13 protein-coding genes are annotated in these 17,406 nt (G+C 59.3%); 9 read left to right on the forward strand and 4 right to left on the reverse strand.

Features of this window, described 5'->3' with window-relative positions; all coding sequences use genetic code 11:
* Positions 1–1,011 precede the first annotated feature (1,011 nt).
* The 7 genes from NF685_RS13540 to NF685_RS13570 all read left to right on the forward strand — a co-directional run bounded on the left by NF685_RS13540 (position 1,012) and on the right by NF685_RS13570 (position 9,713).
* A complete protein-coding gene (locus NF685_RS13540) occupies positions 1,012–1,959 on the forward strand; it encodes a LysR substrate-binding domain-containing protein (RefSeq protein WP_252850039.1) in 948 nt (315 codons plus the stop codon).
* 68 nt (positions 1,960–2,027) lie between these two features.
* On the forward strand, positions 2,028–4,016 hold the full coding sequence (gene denD, locus NF685_RS13545) for a D-erythronate dehydrogenase (RefSeq protein ID WP_252850040.1): 1,989 nt from the start codon (positions 2,028–2,030) through the stop codon (positions 4,014–4,016).
* Positions 4,013–5,023 carry a beta/alpha barrel domain-containing protein gene (locus NF685_RS13550; protein WP_252850041.1) on the forward strand — a complete coding sequence of 337 codons (1,011 nt, stop codon included), beginning with the start codon at positions 4,013–4,015 and terminating at the stop codon, positions 5,021–5,023. The genes denD and NF685_RS13550 overlap by 4 nt, the downstream gene beginning before the upstream one ends.
* A 145-nt stretch (positions 5,024–5,168) precedes the next feature.
* Positions 5,169–6,896: a dihydroxyacetone kinase family protein gene (locus NF685_RS13555; protein ID WP_252850042.1), complete on the forward strand. Its 1,728-nt coding sequence runs from the start codon at positions 5,169–5,171 to the stop codon at positions 6,894–6,896.
* A gap of 63 nt (positions 6,897–6,959) precedes the next feature.
* Complete coding sequence (locus tag NF685_RS13560) at positions 6,960–7,721, forward strand: SDR family NAD(P)-dependent oxidoreductase (protein ID WP_252850043.1); 762 nt, start codon at positions 6,960–6,962, stop codon at positions 7,719–7,721.
* Positions 7,722–7,906: 185 nt separating this feature from the next.
* On the forward strand, positions 7,907–8,503 hold the full coding sequence (locus NF685_RS13565; RefSeq protein WP_222547344.1) for a DedA family protein: 597 nt from the start codon (positions 7,907–7,909) through the stop codon (positions 8,501–8,503).
* 73 nt (positions 8,504–8,576) lie between these two features.
* A complete protein-coding gene (locus tag NF685_RS13570) occupies positions 8,577–9,713 on the forward strand; it encodes an ATP-grasp domain-containing protein (RefSeq protein WP_373317779.1) in 1,137 nt (378 codons plus the stop codon).
* A gap of 60 nt (positions 9,714–9,773) precedes the next feature.
* On the opposite strand, the gene NF685_RS13575 is transcribed toward NF685_RS13570, so the two are convergent.
* Complete coding sequence (locus NF685_RS13575) at positions 9,774–10,226, reverse strand: MlaD family protein (RefSeq protein ID WP_252850045.1); 453 nt, start codon at positions 10,224–10,226, stop codon at positions 9,774–9,776.
* Positions 10,227–10,412: 186 nt separating this feature from the next.
* Between NF685_RS13575 and NF685_RS13580 the strand changes: the two genes are divergently transcribed.
* Positions 10,413–11,258, forward strand: a complete 846-nt coding sequence (locus tag NF685_RS13580; RefSeq protein WP_222547346.1) for an undecaprenyl-diphosphate phosphatase — start codon at positions 10,413–10,415, stop codon at positions 11,256–11,258.
* A gap of 198 nt (positions 11,259–11,456) precedes the next feature.
* The gene (locus NF685_RS13585; RefSeq protein ID WP_222548462.1) at positions 11,457–12,869 is read left to right on the forward strand and encodes an amino acid permease; all 1,413 of its coding nucleotides are present in this window, start codon (positions 11,457–11,459) and stop codon (positions 12,867–12,869) included.
* 231 nt (positions 12,870–13,100) lie between these two features.
* On the opposite strand, the gene NF685_RS13590 is transcribed toward NF685_RS13585, so the two are convergent.
* The 3 genes from NF685_RS13590 to NF685_RS13600 all read right to left on the reverse strand — a co-directional run bounded on the left by NF685_RS13590 (position 13,101) and on the right by NF685_RS13600 (position 17,401).
* Positions 13,101–14,822, reverse strand: a complete 1,722-nt coding sequence (locus NF685_RS13590; RefSeq protein WP_252850046.1) for a dihydroxyacetone kinase family protein — start codon at positions 14,820–14,822, stop codon at positions 13,101–13,103.
* Between the two features lie 61 nt (positions 14,823–14,883).
* Positions 14,884–15,906, reverse strand: coding sequence for an ABC transporter permease (locus NF685_RS13595; protein ID WP_252850047.1), 1,023 nt, complete (start codon positions 15,904–15,906; stop codon positions 14,884–14,886).
* Positions 15,896–17,401: a sugar ABC transporter ATP-binding protein gene (locus NF685_RS13600; protein ID WP_252850048.1), complete on the reverse strand. Its 1,506-nt coding sequence runs from the start codon at positions 17,399–17,401 to the stop codon at positions 15,896–15,898. The genes NF685_RS13595 and NF685_RS13600 overlap by 11 nt, the downstream gene beginning before the upstream one ends.
* Positions 17,402–17,406: the final 5 nt, after the last annotated feature.

Genomic DNA, 17,406 nt, shown 5'->3' on the forward strand with positions numbered 1-17,406 from the left:
CTTGCGGGCAATCCCGGCCATTCGGGCCCTCTGCTCTGGTGTCCACATCCAGAGCTTGAATCACATCCGCTCCAACTTTCCAAACAGGCTCCAAGGCGTATGGGATTGGACTGAGAACCATCCAGAGAATGGTGTACAAGACTGGAACATTCGACGGCGTCTAGCCTAGTCTATTGCCACGTTATATTGTTGGTCCGAATGATCCAAATATCATTAAAGCGACTCATTTGATTTTATGTAAGAATATATTCTTTTCATTGCCTCATCGAACACACAAGACTTGTAATCAATAAATATCTTATAAGTTTGATATAATCCAAGGCCCATCTCCCCATGGAGTATACAATTGTGTATTATATCCAGCTCATCTCGATTGAACGGGTCAACATACTCGTTCTTTCCGAACTCTATACGTGAATGTATCTTCTTAGCCATATCCAATATATCGTTGGCGTCGAAATACCCAATGGTTTCCATTTCTATAGCGTCAAAAAACTCGAAGACGGTCGCTATCAGAAAGCTCCGCAACGAAGCCATCTCATCATAAGAGAGTATCAACGCCTCCATTGTTGGTTCCCTTATCTCCACGGTTTCACGGTGAGGTTCCCTAACCTATCACCCAACATTCAGCCCGAGGACCCGGCCTCGCCGAGATATGTTCATTACGATGCACGAGTATAGAAGTTCTGACCAGCAAAGATAACAACCTTCCCCACCCACGTTGTCGGAAAACATTTGGGCACCTCATACACAAGCATTGTTGCATACGGAGCTTCTGAGCTTGCCTTCGTGAATGATGTGCCCCGACACGTAAACATACGTCCTTCTTAATCTTGAGAATGTAGCAAATTATACTACACTATCGTGCAACATCGCTTGAGAAGCATAGATGTTTTTCAGTGCTTTATTGGGAGAGGATACGCTTCGAACCCGTAAGAGTCCGAGTCCTGCAGATACAGTGTGACAGAGGCGTGATGTGACAGAGGGCACAGGAGCGGCCAGTTTTTCCCGATGATGGACACGCTCGTATTTCGCCTCAAATTCAGGCAGCTCCTGTTGCTGCGTCAGATCAGTCTTGAGCCGTCACTGAACCGCGCGGCACGGTCGCTCAACCTGTCGCAGCCTACGGCGTCGAAGCTGCTCCAGGATATGGAGACAGATCTGGGGGTGCAGCTTTTCGAGCGTCATGCGCATGGGTTGACCCCGACACAGGCGGGACTGGTGGCGATACGCCATGCTGGTCAGATCCTGGCCGATCTCGGCCGGCTTCGGCATGATCTGCAGGCGGTCAGCAGAGGATTGTCGGGCACGGTGAGCATCGGTGCCATAGGGGCAGCCTTGCATGACATTGTGACACCCGTTCTCGCCACGCTTGTCAGATCGCATCCCGATATCAGCGTGACACTGCAGGTCACCACAAGCGACGATCTGATGGAGATGCTCCAGTCGGGCCGGATCGATCTGGCTCTTGGCCGCCCGATGGACGGTATTGCCAGTGGTCTGCTGGATATCGAGGAGTTGTCGTCCGAGCCGCTTCTTGTCGTCGCGGGTGCGCGAAACGCGCTACACGACTCACCGGGACTGACGCTTGAGCAGCTCAGCCGGGAGCGCTGGATCGTACAGACAAGACCGAGCCCCATGCGGGTTGCACTTGAGCGCATATTCACATTGGCGCGACTTCCCGTGCCTGCTCACCCGATTGAACTGTCTTCCATTCTCGCGACGATCGACCTGCTGACCCAGTCAGACATGCTCTCCGCCCTGCCGCGCTCGATCTATCGTCTTTTCGAACCGGCAGGAATCATCAGGGAATTGCCGGTTTCTTTGCCCGATCTGATTGGTCCCTATCATCTGATGCGCATGCACGAGAGGGCGATGACCCCTGCCATCGCGTATCTTGCGAATGCGCTCAAACAGCAGGCTATCGGGTTATCCGATAACCCCATTCAGCAAGTCTGATCGACAAGCGCCCCAACGGATCCTTTTCTTGTCTGACCAACAGGTAATGAGCAGGGTGACGCGTTATCATGCATGTTCTCGTTCTAGGCGCGGCAGGGATGCTGGGCCGTAAACTGGCTGAGAGTTTTATGGGCGGACATGATGGATCGTTTCCATCCATAGCCCGCCTTACCCTTGCCGATATCGTGGCGCCCCAGGTGCCACCCGGCGCCGATGGAGCGGTCTCAGGCGTTTCGGTCGATCTTGCCATGGCCGGCGAGGCTGAACGGCTGATTGCGGAACGACCGGATATTATTTTCCATCTGGCAGCGATCGTCTCCGGGGCAGCAGAAAAGGATATGGCGCTCGGCTATCGCGTCAATCTCGATGCGACACGTGCATTGTTCGATGCCATCGCAAAAGCGCACGAGCAGGATGGCTACAAGCCAAGATTGGTGTTTGCTTCCTCTATCGGCGTCTTCGGTCGCCCGCTGCCTGACCTTATTCCCGACAGCCAGATCCCCACGCCCGAAAGCAGCTATGGCGTGCAGAAGGCGATGGTGGAGCTCCTGCTGACCGATTACGCGCGTCGGGGCATTTTCGATGGCGTGGCGCCGCGACTGCCCACGCTTTGCGTGCGTCCGGGTCGACCGAACGCAGCGGCATCCGGCTTCTTTTCCGGCATCATACGCGAACCGCTCAACGGTATGGAGGCCGTTCTGCCGGTGCCACGCAGCACGCGACACTGGCTGGCAAGCCCGCGTGCGGCGGTGCATGCCCTTCGTCATGCCGCAGTGCTCGATTACGAGAAGCTGCGCGGGCGTCCTGTTTTCACGCTGCCTGGCCTGAGTGTGACGGTTGAAGAGCAGATTGAGGCGTTGCGTGTCATTGCGGGCGATGGCGCCGTCTCCCTGATACGCGAGGAGCCCGATCCGTTCATCCAGCATTTTATTTCGAGCTGGCCCAAGGCATTCGATACGCACTGGGCCCTTTCTCTGGGTTTCGTCGCCGATCCCTCGTTCGCCGCCATGATCGAGGCCTATATCGAAGACGATCTGGATGGCCGACTGCCAGCGCATGAGGAGAGCAGGCCCGCACATGCGCAAAGCCAGCATGCGGTATTGCCGCAGACAGTCTCCCGACAGAGCCCGCCGAGATACAACGCCAGGACCTGGCCGATTGCCGCTGCCATGATCCAGTATCCGGCCATCTTGCCAGATGGACGCTCGGTGCAGGATCAACCTGCCGAGGAATGGGCCGCAACCCTGCGCGACGTCACAAGGGCCGGATTCACCGAGCTGGATCCGACAGATAGCTGGCTGCGCGTTGCCGATCTGAGCCCGGGGCGCCGTCGTGAATTCCTGTCCGTTTGCCGGGAAGCCGGACTGACGATACCAGCGATCTCGACATCACGCCGCTCGGTGATCGATCCGGACCCTGAAAAAGCCGATGCTTATCTCGCTTACATTCACCGTGTGATCGATACGGCGCCTGAATGCGGTGCCACCGAGATTGCCGTCGGTTTTGCCACGGCCCTCAATGACGCGCAGAAAAAGGCGCTCTGGTTCTGGACGGCGCAGGGCCATCGCGACCCTGATGACGCGAGCATCTGGAAAAAGGCTGTCTCCCGCATCCGGGAGCTTGCCGACCATGCGCAAAGTGTGGGCGTCACGCTCTCACTTGAAATGTATGAAGATACCTATCTCGGCACGGCTGAATCGAGCGTACGCTTCATAACGGATGTCGATCATCCTTCCTGTGGCATCAACGCGGATATAGGCAATCTCGTGCGTCTGCATCGTCCGGTCGAGCACTGGCACGGCATGATGAGCCAGCTCGCACCATTCCTGCGCTACTGGCACGTCAAGAATTACCTGCGCACGGAGGACGCCACGACAGGGATGATCGTCACTGCGCCCGCCCCGATGGAACAAGGGGTGATCAGCTATCGCGCCGCGATCAACATGGCGCTTGCCCACGGATACAACAGTCCTTTCCTCGTCGAGCATTATGGCGGTGACGGTCTGAGTGTGGCGGCCAGGAACCGGGACTATATCCGTGGAATCCTGCCGCTATGAGTCCGCTGTCATCTCCCGGGGCTCCGCAGTCTGCAGTTACCCGCCTCACCCGTCTCGACACGAAACTCGCCAGAATGCGCGAGGGAAGAGACGAACCGACCGATTTCATACTGGCCGATGCCAAGGATGCAGATATGGCGGGCGGTCTTTCGGGGCTTGGTCGCAATCGTGAAACAGGGCGCCTCAACACGCTTGGCGAATTCGATAGCGCGATCCGCGCGATAATCCGTCAGGATGTTGTCGATATCGTTCTGACATCGGTGTCGACCTTGGGGCGACTTGCGCGGCAGGGCGTTTTCGATGCGGGGGCCATACGTCAGGCGGTCAGATTCAACGACACCAGCGATCTGTGGCGTATTCGTGGGGCAGATTACGGGCGGCAAAGCTCTGTTCCATTCGCTACGGCGCGTCTTGCGCTTTCCCCCACCGATCTCGGGCTTTATTCCATGACGTTCAGCGGAGAAGCCCGCGCAGATGCCGAAGCACTTGAGCGGTATCGTGTGTTCCGTGAAGCGGCGCAGTCGCATGGGATCAGCCATTTTCTCGAGGTCTTCAATCCCGTCTCTTTGCATCTCGATCCGAGCGATTACGGATCTTTTCTCAACGATATGGTGAGCCGCGCCCTTTCCGGCATGGAAACGGGAGAGCGCCCCGTTTTTCTGAAGCTGGCTTTCAACGGGTGCGATTCATTCGAGGAATTCTGTCGTTACGATCCATCTCTTGTCGTCGGGATCATGGGGGGCAGTAGCGGCACGACACGCGACTGTATGGAGCTGCTGCATCAGGCGCAGATGAGCGGCGCACGGGCTGCACTGTTCGGCCGCAAGATACTGGATGCAGAAGACCCCCCTACCATGGTCAGGGTCATGCGCGCTGTGACGGACAGACGTCTGACGCCGAAGGAGGCCGTCTCGTTTTATCATGATCTGCTCGACGACGCCGGCGTGACGCCGGACAGACCCAGACAGGACGATCAGCAGATCACACAGGAGATTCTGAGGCAGTGACGATGCTGCCTCCCTTCTGCTGGGACACTGCCAGTTGCGCCGGTCGCGTGCTGGGAGAACCTGGCCCGCGGATCTGGAAACGAGGCTCTCCGCTCCGCTTTCCAGCCGTCCACGATACGCACAACGCTGAAACGGAATAGATGATATGGTCGATATTTGCGGCAATGAAGACGATTTCGCGACACATGGTTTGCGTGCCTTCAACCATATTTTTCAGGATATCGTGCGCCCTGTGCGCAGTGGGGCTCTAAGAGCGGATCCGGGTCCTGAAGGCAAGGTGACCGTGCTGGTGGGCGGCGGCTCGGGCCATTATCCGACCTTCTGCGGATTTGTCGGACCGGGATTTGCCGATGCTGTCGTTATGGGCGGTATCTTTGCATCGCCCTCCATACAGGCGGTGGCCGAAATAGGTCGGCTCGCCCATCGGGGGGGCGGTATTGTCATGGGCTTCGGCAACTATGCCGGTGACAATCTGAATTTCGGCATTGCGGCAGAGCGTCTGCGTGCCGAGGGGATCGATACGCGCATCGTGGTGACCACAGATGATGTCGCGAGTGCGCCCCCCGAGGACCGCGCACGCCGCCGCGGCGTTGCGGGCGATATCATCGTATTCAAGATCATGGGGGCGGCGGCCGATGCCGGCTACGATATCGACGCTGTCGAAGCCGTTTCGCGTAAGGCCAACGACCATACACGCTCTTTCGGAATCGCGTTCGACGGCTGTGCGTTGCCCGGGGAGGCCGAAAAGATCTTCAGCGTGCCGGAGGGACGCATGGCGCTCGGTCTGGGAATACACGGTGAACCGGGGATAGAAGAGCGTGCCCTAGCCACGCCTGACGCGATTGCTGCGGAGTTGTACCAGCGCGTCATGGCCGAGTGCCCGTCCCAGGCGCGACGTCTGGCCGTGCTTCTGAACGGTGCAGGAGCGACGGCGACAGAAGAACTCTTCGTGTTGTGGAACGAACTTGAGAGCCTTTTCGAGCGCGATGGGATCACCTTGATCGCTCCGCTCGTGGGCTCCTATGCGACCAGTCTCGATATGTATGGATGTTCCCTGACGATCACATGGCTCGACGACGAGCTCGAACGTTTCTGGCGCGCGCCTGTGAATGCGCCTGTGCTGTGTCGTCATGCGGTCAAAGGCGACTGGGTCCCCGCGTCACGACAGGAAATTGCGGTTCGCCCGGTCGACTATGCCCCTGCCGGGACGCCTCTCGGCGCAAAATCCGGCAAATGCATTGCCCGCGCGATGGCGCGCCTGTCACATACGATGGCAGAGAACGAGGCAATGCTTGGCCGTATCGATGCGATTGCAGGCGATGGCGACCACGGACAGGGGATGGCGCGCGGGGCCCGCGCGGCTGCAAGAGCGGCAGATCTCGCCATGGCGGCTGGTGGCGGCGCGCGAACCGTTATGGAAGCGGCCGCAGATGCATGGGGCGATCGCGCCGGGGGGACGTCGGGCGCGCTATGGGGCGAGGCACTTTTTGCGTTTGCCCGTCATCTGGATAATCACTCGGCCATCGATGCGCGTCAGGTCGTTGACGGCATTGTCGCTGCGGCGCAGCGCATCCGCGACATCGGCAAGGCCGAGCCGGGCGACAAAACGCTGGTGGACGCCTTGGTGCCCTTTGTCGCCTGTCTGCAAGACCGCACCGAGGAAGATACGCCCGGCACGAAAACGTTTGGACCGGTATGGCGAAAGGCCGTGGCCGAAGCGCATCGCGGCGCCGAGGCAACCAAGGCATTCGCTGCCAGAAAAGGTCGCGCGAAAACCCATGGCGATCACAGCATGGGCTACCCCGATCCGGGTGCGCTCTCATTCGCGCTCGCGATGGACTCACTGACCGAACTCGTCGGTGGGCTCGATTAAAGCATGCGTCGTCACGTATCGGGCAAGTGGCGACGGAGATAACGGGGGAGCAAGGGAGAAATCATGCTTCTTGAAGGAAAGATTTTCGCGATTACCGGCGGGGCATCCGGCATAGGGAAGGCTGCAGCGCTTGAGGCCGCACGACAGGGGGCGGATGTGGCAATTACCGACCTCGTGTCAGCCGAGGCCGTGCAGCAACTCCTGCGGGAAATCGGGGATCTCGGTCGCCGATCGCTCTACTACCGCGGCGATGTTGCCTTGGCGGAGACCGCATTGGGTTTCATGGCTGCCATCGAAAGCCAACTGGGCGGGCTGGATGTTTTTGTCAGCAATGCCGGAATCTGCCCGTTTCACGCCTTTCTCGACCTGCCGGCTGAAACGCTGCGTCAGACGGTGGAGGTCAATCTGCTCGGGGCCTATTTCATGGTGCAGGAAGCCGCCAGATTTATGGTGAGGCAGGGGCGCGGCGGTGCGATTATTGCGGTCTCATCCATTTCGGCGCTCGTAGGCGGCGCCTATCAGACCCATTACACGCCCACCAAGGCCGGGGTTCATTCGCTCATGCAATCCACTGCAATCGCCCTTGGCCCTCACGGCATCAGGTGCAACTCGGTATTACCCGGCACCATACGCACCCCGATCAACGCCGACGATCTTGCCGATGAAACGAAGGCGCAGGGGTTGATCGATCGTATCCCGCTCGGCAGGCTGGGAGAGCCCGAAGATCTGGCTGGCCCGATCGTGTTTCTGGGCTCTTCCCTGGCCGGTTACGTGACTGGAGCCGCGTTGCTCGTCGATGGGGGTTGCTTCGTGAATCTTCAGTAGAGCACCGGTTTTTACGCACAGGCGAATGGCTTCGACGGGATTATCTCGACGGCACGTTGTGCAACGCAACTGCGTTCAGGCAGCGTGCTGCCGGTTTTCGAACGATACTTGCCCCGTATTGCCTCTTTCAGGATACATGACGGGCAAATTGGCGTTTTTCTCCTGACCGTGGCACATGATGCGCCATGTCCGAAGGCGTCCCATTTCAGTCGAGTTCACTCTATCATCTTCTATCCGTTGCCGGTGCCGCCTGGTGGTCGAAGGGGCTTGCCGTCATCATAGGAACGTTCATCCTCGAAGATGCCACGACCATGATTGCCGCGATGGCCGTCGACGAGGGGCGCATCAGCGCTGCGCTTGCTCTGGTCTCGCTCTATATCGGCGTTGCGGTGGGTGATCTCGGGTTGTACGGGCTTGGTGCCCTTGGGGCGAGCTGGCCCCCTGCCCGGCGCTGGCTGACCCTGCCGCGACATGATCGCGGGCGTTCGTGGTTTCATCGCAATGTGGTGCGTACGGTCGTGATCAGCCGCTTCATTCCCGGTGCCAGATTGCCGCTCTATACGGCGTGCGGGTTCTTCAGGGCGCCTTTCGGGGCTTTTGCTGCGAGTGCAGTTGTCGCTACACTGATCTGGACATCGATCCTCTTCACCGTTTCGCTCCATGTCGGGGGATGGCTGTCCGTTCATATGGCAGGCTGGCGCTGGTTCGGCATTGCCGGGTTTATTCTGACCATCCTTTTCGTCGGGCGTCTCGTCGCCCGGTTCCAGAGTTTCAGTGACTGATCGCCCCATGCTCCAGAAAACGCATATCCCGTCAGATCTTGAACCCGAGGCCGTTACCGATCCTGATCACGTCATGTTACGTGCTGCGCCCTCGTCTGGCCCATCGACTGCGCCCCTCCAGGCAGCAGGACAGGAGGACGCGGCAGAAAAAACCCCTCATCCTCTCTCGCTCTTCGAATTCTGGCCCGGTTCGGTGTTCTACACACCCATCGTACTTTACTGGATTGCACTTGGGCTGCGTTACGGCGATTTCAGTGTGCCCAGCGCAGCCAACCCGCTTATCGAAACGGGCGGCCTTTGCGGCGAGAGCAAAAGCGGTATTCTAGATCTGGCCGGCCCTGTGGCGCGCAAATGGATTGCGCCTTATGTCACGCATATGCTGCGCAAGGGTCAGCGCGAGAGCGACGCCTCGATCATGATCGAGGCGATGCGTAAAAACGGGATTGGCTTTCCTGTCGTGATCAAGCCCGATATCGGCTGCAACGGGACGGGCGTCAAACTGGTGCAGACACCGCAGGCTCTGGTACCGGTGCTGAAAACCTTCCCCTCCAATGTGCGCATACTCGCTCAGGCACTGGCGACAGGACCTGTCGAGGCGGGCCTGTTCTATATTCGCGAGCCTGGCGCGCGCTCGGGAAAAATCACATCGATCACCTACAAGGAGGCACCCGTCCTTACAGGCGACGGTGTTGCGACGATCAGAGAGCTCATCGCGCGCGATGAGAGAACCAACCTCCTGCCGGATATCTATCTGCCACGCCTACGTGAGAGGCTGGACACGGTTCCCGAGGCCGGTGAGGCCGTTCAGCTCGTTTTCACCGGCAATCACTGCAAGGGGTCGATTTTCCGCGATGGGTGCGCCGATGCGACCCCCGAATTGACGCGTCGTCTGGATGAAATTATTGGTGATATCACCGAATTTCATTTCGGGCGTATCGACGTGAAGGCGGCTTCGGTCGAAGCGCTGCGTCGGGGTGAGGATTTCGAGATCATCGAACTCAACGGCGTCGGTTCGGAGGCGACCCATATCTGGGACTCTCGCACCACCCTGTGGGAGGCCTATCGCGCGCAGTTCTATCACTACCGCATGGCGTTCAGGGTGGGGGCGATGAACCGTGCGCGTGGATGGAAGACCTGTGGCGCCTATACGATGCTGCGCTACTGGCGCAAGCAGCGCCGTCTGCTGGCGCTTTATCCGCTGAACGACTGAGCGATCGGGACCGGCTTTCGATCAAGGACGCAGAGTCGGTCGTGTCACGCGTCTTCGGGCTTACTGGATGCCCGAGCCGAAAATATAGTTGCTGACCTGCTGCTCCAGAGATGTAGGGGCTTCAGTGTTGGTGATGGTTCCGTCGGTCGGCAGACGCGCTCTGGATTTGCCTGGCTCGATCGCCAGTGCATTGTCAGAGGTCATGCTCGGTGCAGCGATGGTGAGAATGCTGTCAGCGGGAAGCGAGAGATGACGATCGATGGAAAAGTCGACCTGTGCCATCTGTGTGGCAGGGTCGAGCGCGATGTGTGAGACCGTGCCCACACGTACGCCAGCAAGCACCACGGCCGCACCTGCGTTCAGTCCATTGGCCGAGACAAAACGGGCATGCAGCTTCTGCGTGTCGCCGCTGGGGCCATGCCATTGGGCGATTGCGAAGATCGTAAATCCGGCGGCCAGAGCGAGCACCATCGTGCTGGCCAGAATCGCGCCGCCCCGGTTCGTTGCTGCCATGACCACATCTACCCGACTGTTATAGGAGCGGAACTCTTCGCCCGAGACGGGATGCCGGTCAAGCGACGATGGGTGAAGAGCGCAAGGACCAGGAGCGAACGGCGGTGGAGCTATGTCAAGGGCGGGCTTGCGAAGCGGGCCGCACTCAGGCAGGAGGTAGAAACATTTATTTCATACTGAGCTGACATGACGCTGCTGCAAGCACTGGTTCTGGCAATCGTCCAGGGACTGACCGAACTTTTTCCCGTGAGCAGTCTCGGACACGCGGTTCTGCTCCCTGCCCTGCTGCACTGGAATCTCGACGAGCGCAGCGAGCTGTTTCTGCCTTTCCTGACCATGCTGCATTTCGGCACGCTGGTCGCATTGTTCTGCTTTTTCTGGCGCGACTGGCTGGCCATCTTTACCGGAGCGTTCGGATTTTACGGGCCGGCGCGGCGCGAGGAAGCGATACGTATCCTCGTTCTGCTGGTTGTCGCGACCATTCCGCTGGTGATTTTCGGCGCGGCATTCGAGCACAAGCTCAAGATCATTTTCGGCACGCCTGCTGCGGTTGCGATCTTCCTGATCCTGAATGGCGTGATCCTGCTCGTGACCGAATGGATGCGCTCCTATAAGGGTCGCATGCCACAACGCGCCATTGCTGATATGTCGGCCAAGGATGCGCTTGTGATCGGCCTGTGGCAGTGTCTTGCCCTGTTTCCGGGTATTTCGCGCTCTGGCTCGACCATCAATGCAGGTCTCGTCTGCGGGCTCAACCATGAGACGGCGGCCAGATTTTCCCTTCTCATGGCCCAACCTGCAGTGCTTGCCGCAACGGTGCACGAGGCATGGCAGCTGCGACATATGAGCGTCAGCCCCGAAATGATCCGCATTTCGGTAATCGCTGCGATCGTGTCAGGCATCACGGCCCTGATCAGCACGGCTGTTCTGCTGCGTTATTTCCGTAACCATGAACGCTGGGCTCTGTCGCCCTTCGCTTTTTATTGCATGGGCGCCGGTGTGGTATCGCTGATCGCGCTCGTTCTCTTTTGATAACGAATTAAGTTCCACTTTGACCGCCGATCCGGCATGATCGGCTTTTGACCATGGGCGATTTTCACCATTCCTGACCTGGCCGCATCTTCCTCTTCTCCTCCGCCCATCGGCAGCCGTCGCAAGACGCTTGAGCAGGTGACTACCGATTATGAAACCAACGGCCTCAAGCGGTCGCTGACAGCGACCCAGCTTGTCATGCTCGGTGTGGGGTCCACGATCGGCGCAGGCATCTATGTCATGACAGGGACAGCCGCCGCAGAATATGCCGGGCCGTCCATTCTTGTCTCGTTCGTGATTGCGGCACTTGCCTGTCTGTTCACGGCCTTTTCTTACGGCGAGTTGTCTTCCAGCCTGCCGGTATCGGGCTCTGCCTATTCCTACGCCTATGTCTCGATGGGTGAGCGGGCCGCCTGGACTGTGGGTTGGCTGCTTCTTCTTGAATACGGGATATCCTGCGCAGCCGTCGCTTCGGGCCTGTCCGGCTACGCCACAAGCCTGCTGTCCAGCTTCGGGTTTCACGTGCCGGCGGCCCTGAGTCAGGCGACGTTCCAGACAGTGCCGGGCAGCGGTGGCATGGCCATTACCTCCGGCTGGCGCTTCGACCTTGTTGCGACCCTCGCCATTGCAATCGTGACGGCCTGCCTTGTGCGGGGTGTGCAGGAATCGGCCAGGGTGAATACGGTGATCGTGTTCATCAAGGTCGGGGTGCTGTTTCTCTTCGTGGCATGTGGCCTGTTCGCGCTCCATCCGGCCTACTGGCATCCCTTCATTCCGGAATATCGCGGCGGGTTCCAGTACGGTATTCCCGGCATGTTTCGTGCCGCCTCGATCATTTTCTTTGCCTATGTCGGGTTCGAGGCCGTATCGACCGCCTCTGCCGAGGCGCGTAATCCAAGGCGCGATGTCCCCATCGGGATTATCGGCAGTCTGGTTATCTGCACGTTCGTCTATGTCTGTGTGGCGTCCATTCTGATTGGCATCGTGCCATACCAGCAGCTCAACGTGGCCGATCCGCTCGCCATTGCGGTCAAGGCCATGAAGCAGCCCTGGCTTGCCCTGTTCGTCAATCTCGGCGCGACGATCGGTCTGTGCTCTGTACTGCTCGGCCTGCTTTACGGTCAGACGCGTATTTTCTTTGCCATGAGCCGCGACGGGCTTCTGCCTCCCGTGTTTTCATACGTGCACAAGCGCTATCACACGCCCTGGACCGGTACGATCCTGCTGGGGATTATCGTGGCGCTGGCCACGGCAACGCTGCCGATCGACGTGATCAGCGATCTCGTGAGCATCGGCACCGCTGCGGCCTTCGGTATCGTCTGTTTTACGGTCATCTGGCAGCGCAACATGCACCCCGATATGCCCAGAAGCTTCAGCGTGCCGCTGGGTGGTGTGCGTATCAGAGGATGGTGGATTGGTGTAACGCCCGTGCTGGGTATTCTGTTCTGCCTTGTCATGATCGCGCCGCTCTTCGCCGATATGGCGCGCGCCCTGATGCATGGAAATCCTGTGCCGGCCCTTCTGCTTCTCGCCTATGCAGGGCTCGGTTTCGTGACTTACTGGTTCTATTCGCGTCACAATTCACGTTTTGCCCGTCCTGATAAACCCTGAGCATTCAGGGTTTCAAAACAGACGACAGGTCGAGGTTCTGGGCGCAGGCGCCCTGACCGAAGCACCTGGCCTGTCGTGGGTTACCCACAGATTTCGTGGATGCGTTCGTGGGCAATCCTGTGGATAAGCTGCGCGGGACTATGGAAAAAGGGGAGCAAACGCTCCCCTCATTTTTTCGGTGCGCGATCCCGGCATGTGCGCATCGAGCGGTCTTCAGCGCCGATGCGAAAGTTATTTGACCGATAGCGCTGAGAGCTGTTCGCCCACCACACGCGCGCACAGAGCCATGGAAATGGCCCCTGCATCCGGATGCCCCTTGCTTCTCTCGCCATGCGTTCTGGCGCGCCCCAAACGTGGCAGAAGGTCTTTTGTCGCTTCTGCGGCAAGGGTCGCGTCCTGAGCGGCGTTCGTCCAGGCTTTTGCCACACTGTCTCCCCGTCTCAATCCGCTCTCGAAGCCTGCGACGAGCGGTGAAAGCGCGTCCATGAGTGTCTTGTCGCCGGGACGGGCCTTGCCGAGTGCCGTGATCTTGTCTTTCGCGCGCGTAAGACCGAGCAGAAGTCCCTGCGCGTCCGGCCTGGCTGAATCGTCGAAAGCAGTGCTGAACGCGAAGAGCCCCGCTCCCCAGAGTGCGCCGGATGTTCCGCCTGCACGGTCGGCCCAGGCATCGGCCGCAGCGGCAAGAACGCTTGCGGGGCCAGCCCCGGCTTCCACGGCGGCAAGCGCTGCACGTGCTGCGGCAGCGGCACCACGGGCCATGCCCTGTCCGTGATCGCCATCCCCGGCATGAGCGTCGATCTGACCGAGTTCGGGTTCGGCCTTCGTAAGGGCTTCAGAGAGCTTGACCATGACATTCGCAACGCAACGTCCGCCCTGTCGGCCTGCTTCGGTCAGCGATTTCATATAGACAGCCTGAGCCTCATCCGGCACGGACAGGCTGTGGTCGACCGGGGCGTTCATAGCCCCACGGGTTATGGCCGCCGTCTCGACGGGGGCACACCAGAAGCGCTCCAGCTCCTCGTCGAGCCAGGTCAGGGTGAGAGAGCACCCTGCCATATCGAGACTGGTGATATATTCGCCAGCCAGCGGTGCCACGACCGTGTATCCGGCATTTTCGAGACAGGGGATAATTGCTTCCCACAGAACGAAAAGCTCTTCGTATTTCGTGCAGCCCAGACCGTTCAGCAGCGCGGTGATACGCGACCCGCCATTGGCTGGCGCCTCTTTCAGCAGGCGCTCGCACAGTGTCGCGGCCAGTTCTTCGGGGCGCATGAGATCGCGCTCGTCGATGCCCTGTTCGCCATGTACGCCAAGACCGAGTGCGACGCGTTGATCGGGAACATGAAAAAGCTTTTCGTGTTCTCCGGGAAGGGTGCAGCCATCGAACGCAACACCGAAGGATCGTGTGCGGTCGTTTGCACGCCTTCCTATCGCTTCGACTTCATCGAGCGTGAGCCCGGCCTCGGCAGCCGCACCGATGATCTTGAATACCGGCAGATCGCCAGCCGTGCCGCGTCGCCTCGATGCCTCATCTGCAGGGGCACTTGCGATATCGTCCGTCGTGGCGATCATGCGCGTGTCGATCCCCTCCGCGCGCAGGCGCTCAGCTGCGATGCTGAAATTGAGGACGTCCCCGGCGTAGTTTCCGTAGCCCAGAATGACGCCACCCCCGAGATGCGCCTCGCGCGCAATGCGAAGGATGGCCTGCGTCGACGGCGAGGCGAAGACATCCCCTGCCACTGAAGCATCGGCAAAGCCGGAACCGACATAGCCGTTGAACGCGGGAAAATGACCCGAGCCACCGCCAACGACCAGTGTAACCTTGCCCTGCTTACCCGGTCGGCTGCGCAAGACGCCGCCTCTCACAGGCTGGACGATATGCCGGTACAGGCTTGCAAAACCACGCAGGGCTGAGGTTGCGAAATTCTCGGCATCGCCACAGATCTTGGTCATGGATAAGGGTCCTTGGTGGTTGCTGTCGGTCCGGAAAAAAGTCCCGGAAATGGGGAGTCCGTCAGGACTCCCGGTTGAAATAGCGTCGGGCGACTGAGTCGAATGAGATCGCTGCGACGACGATTGCGCCACTGACGATGGACTGCCAGTAGGGCGATATTCCAAAGAGCACGATGACGTTCTCGATAATGCCGATGATCACCGCACCTAGCACGGCGCCAAACGGGCTGCCGAGACCGCCTGTCGTGGCGACGCCGCCGATCACTGCAGCGGCGATAGGGGCGAGCACCCAGGTATCGCCGATTGAAGGCTGCGCCGTACCAAGACGTGCGACCATGACGATACCGGCGAGAGCAGAGAGAAAGCCCGCCGTCGCAAAAGCGCAGACGCGGATGGCATCGACCCGGATGCCGAGCATACGGGCCGCCGCATTATTGCTGCCTATTGCATAGACGTAGCGTCCGAGCGGCGTGCGAAGCATGACGAACGATACGACCGCAAGACAGGCCAGAAGGATAATGAAAGGCACCGGCAGGCCCATCACCATGCCGCGCCCGAGAAAGGAAATGTCGCTCGGTATGCCTGTAATGGCCACGCCCTTTGTCAGGACGAGATTGGCCCCTCCATAAACGCCCGCCATACCGATCGTGAGCACGAGCGAGTGCAGGCGCAGACGTGTAATGAGCAGACCATTGAGAAGACCGCACCCGGTGCCGAGAGCCAGGCACAGAATGAGGGAAAGCCATGGATTGAGCCCGACCTGTACCATCAGCAGGCCCCCGGCAACGCCTGCCAGACCGCCAATGGCGCCGACGGACAGATCGAGCTCGCCCAGGATCATCAGAATGGCCTGACCGATCGTTACCAGCCCGACGAAGGCCAGAGATCGCGCGATGATCTTCATGTTGAAGGCGGTGAGGAAGTGCGAGGAGAGCGAGCACGAGAGGATGAAGATCACTGCCAGTGCCACGATTACGCCGCATAGAGGATTGGCAGCGAGCGTTTTCAGGCGCTGTGCGACACCGGGCGCGGCCAGAGCGGCCGAACCGTCGGGTTGTACGGGAGGAAGCTGGTCATGCGACATGTCTGGTCTCCGGTGAGCCGATGATCGAGGCGACCAGCGTGCTGACATCCGTCTTGTCATGATCGAAGGAGCCGTTGATGCGGCCGGAATAAAGGGTCACGATACGCGTCGCGCAGCGCTGCAACTCGTTCATCTCGGAAGAGACGAGAATTATCCCGACCCCTTCCTCGGCCAGCTGCTGCATGATCCGGTAGATCTGGAATTTGGTGCCGATATCGATGCCCTTGGTGGGCTCGTCGAAAATGAGCAGACGCGGCTTTCTGGCCATGGCCCGACCGATGATCGCCTTCTGCTGGTTGCCGCCGGAGAGAAACATGATCTTTTTGGCGGCCGAGGACGTGCGTACATCGAACTGGCGTATGATGTTCTGCACGATCTCCCGCTCTCTGGCTGTGGAGATCATTCCCGCATGGCTTATGTCTTCCGTTACCGCCAGAGCGATATTCTCGCGCACGCTGAGCAGAGGGAAAATTCCGTGATGCTTGCGCTCCTCTGACAGATAGATCATTCCGGCTTTGACAGCCTTGTCCGGCCGGTTCGGCGGAATGATTTTGCCGTCCAGCGTGACGCGGCCTTCAACGGCTTTCCTGAACCCGAACATGGCCTGCATGATTTCAGACCGCCCTGCGCCGACAAGCCCTGCAAAGCCGAGAATTTCACCCCGTTTCAGCTCGAAGGAGATGTCGTTAAATCCGGCACCGGAGAGATGCTCGACGCTGAGGATCGTCTCGCCCGTGCGTGCTGACGCTGCTGGCTGGAACTGCTCATCGAGTTTGACCGTATTGCCCGACATGAGGCGTATCAGCTCGTTCTCCGTCATGTCCTGCATGGGGAAACTCCCCACGCTGCGTCCATTGCGCAACACGGTGACCGTATCGCCCAGCGAAAAGATTTCTTCCATCTTGTGCGAGACGAAAACGATGGCCACGCCCCTGTCGCGCAAATCATGCACGATACGAAAGAGCTGCTCGGTTTCCCGTGCAGTCAGGGAGGATGTGGGTTCATCGAGAATCATGACCCCGAAATCCTCCTGCGTTGCGGCACGCGCAATCTGCAGGAGTTGCTGGTCGGGAACGCTAATCTCGGCCACCTTCTGGTCAGGCCGGGCTTGAATGCCAAAGCGGGCGATATAATCGCGTGCTTTTTGCTCCATGGCCTTTTCGGAGACCGTGATCGTGCCGAACCCGGAGCGGGCGAAGGGCATGAACATGTTCTCTGCGACGGTCAGATAGGGAAAGAGGTTGAGTTCCTGAGGCACGTACGCGACGCGGCGGAACAGCCGTTGGTCGTTCAGGGCGTCGAGGTCATCGATGACCAGCGATCCCTCATCGGGTTTGACCAGACCGGACAGGGTCTTGATCAGGGTAGATTTCCCTGCCCCGTTCTCCCCGGCAAGGATATGCACCTTGCCGGGTTCGAGGGTCAGGTCGATATGGTCGAGCGCCACGACGCCTGGATAGGTCTTTCGTATGCCCGTCGCCTTGAGAAGGACCATCGCCC

It is taken from the genome of Asaia lannensis NBRC 102526 (assembly GCF_024054035.1).
GTDB classification, from domain to species: Bacteria; Pseudomonadota; Alphaproteobacteria; order Acetobacterales; family Acetobacteraceae; genus Asaia; species Asaia lannensis.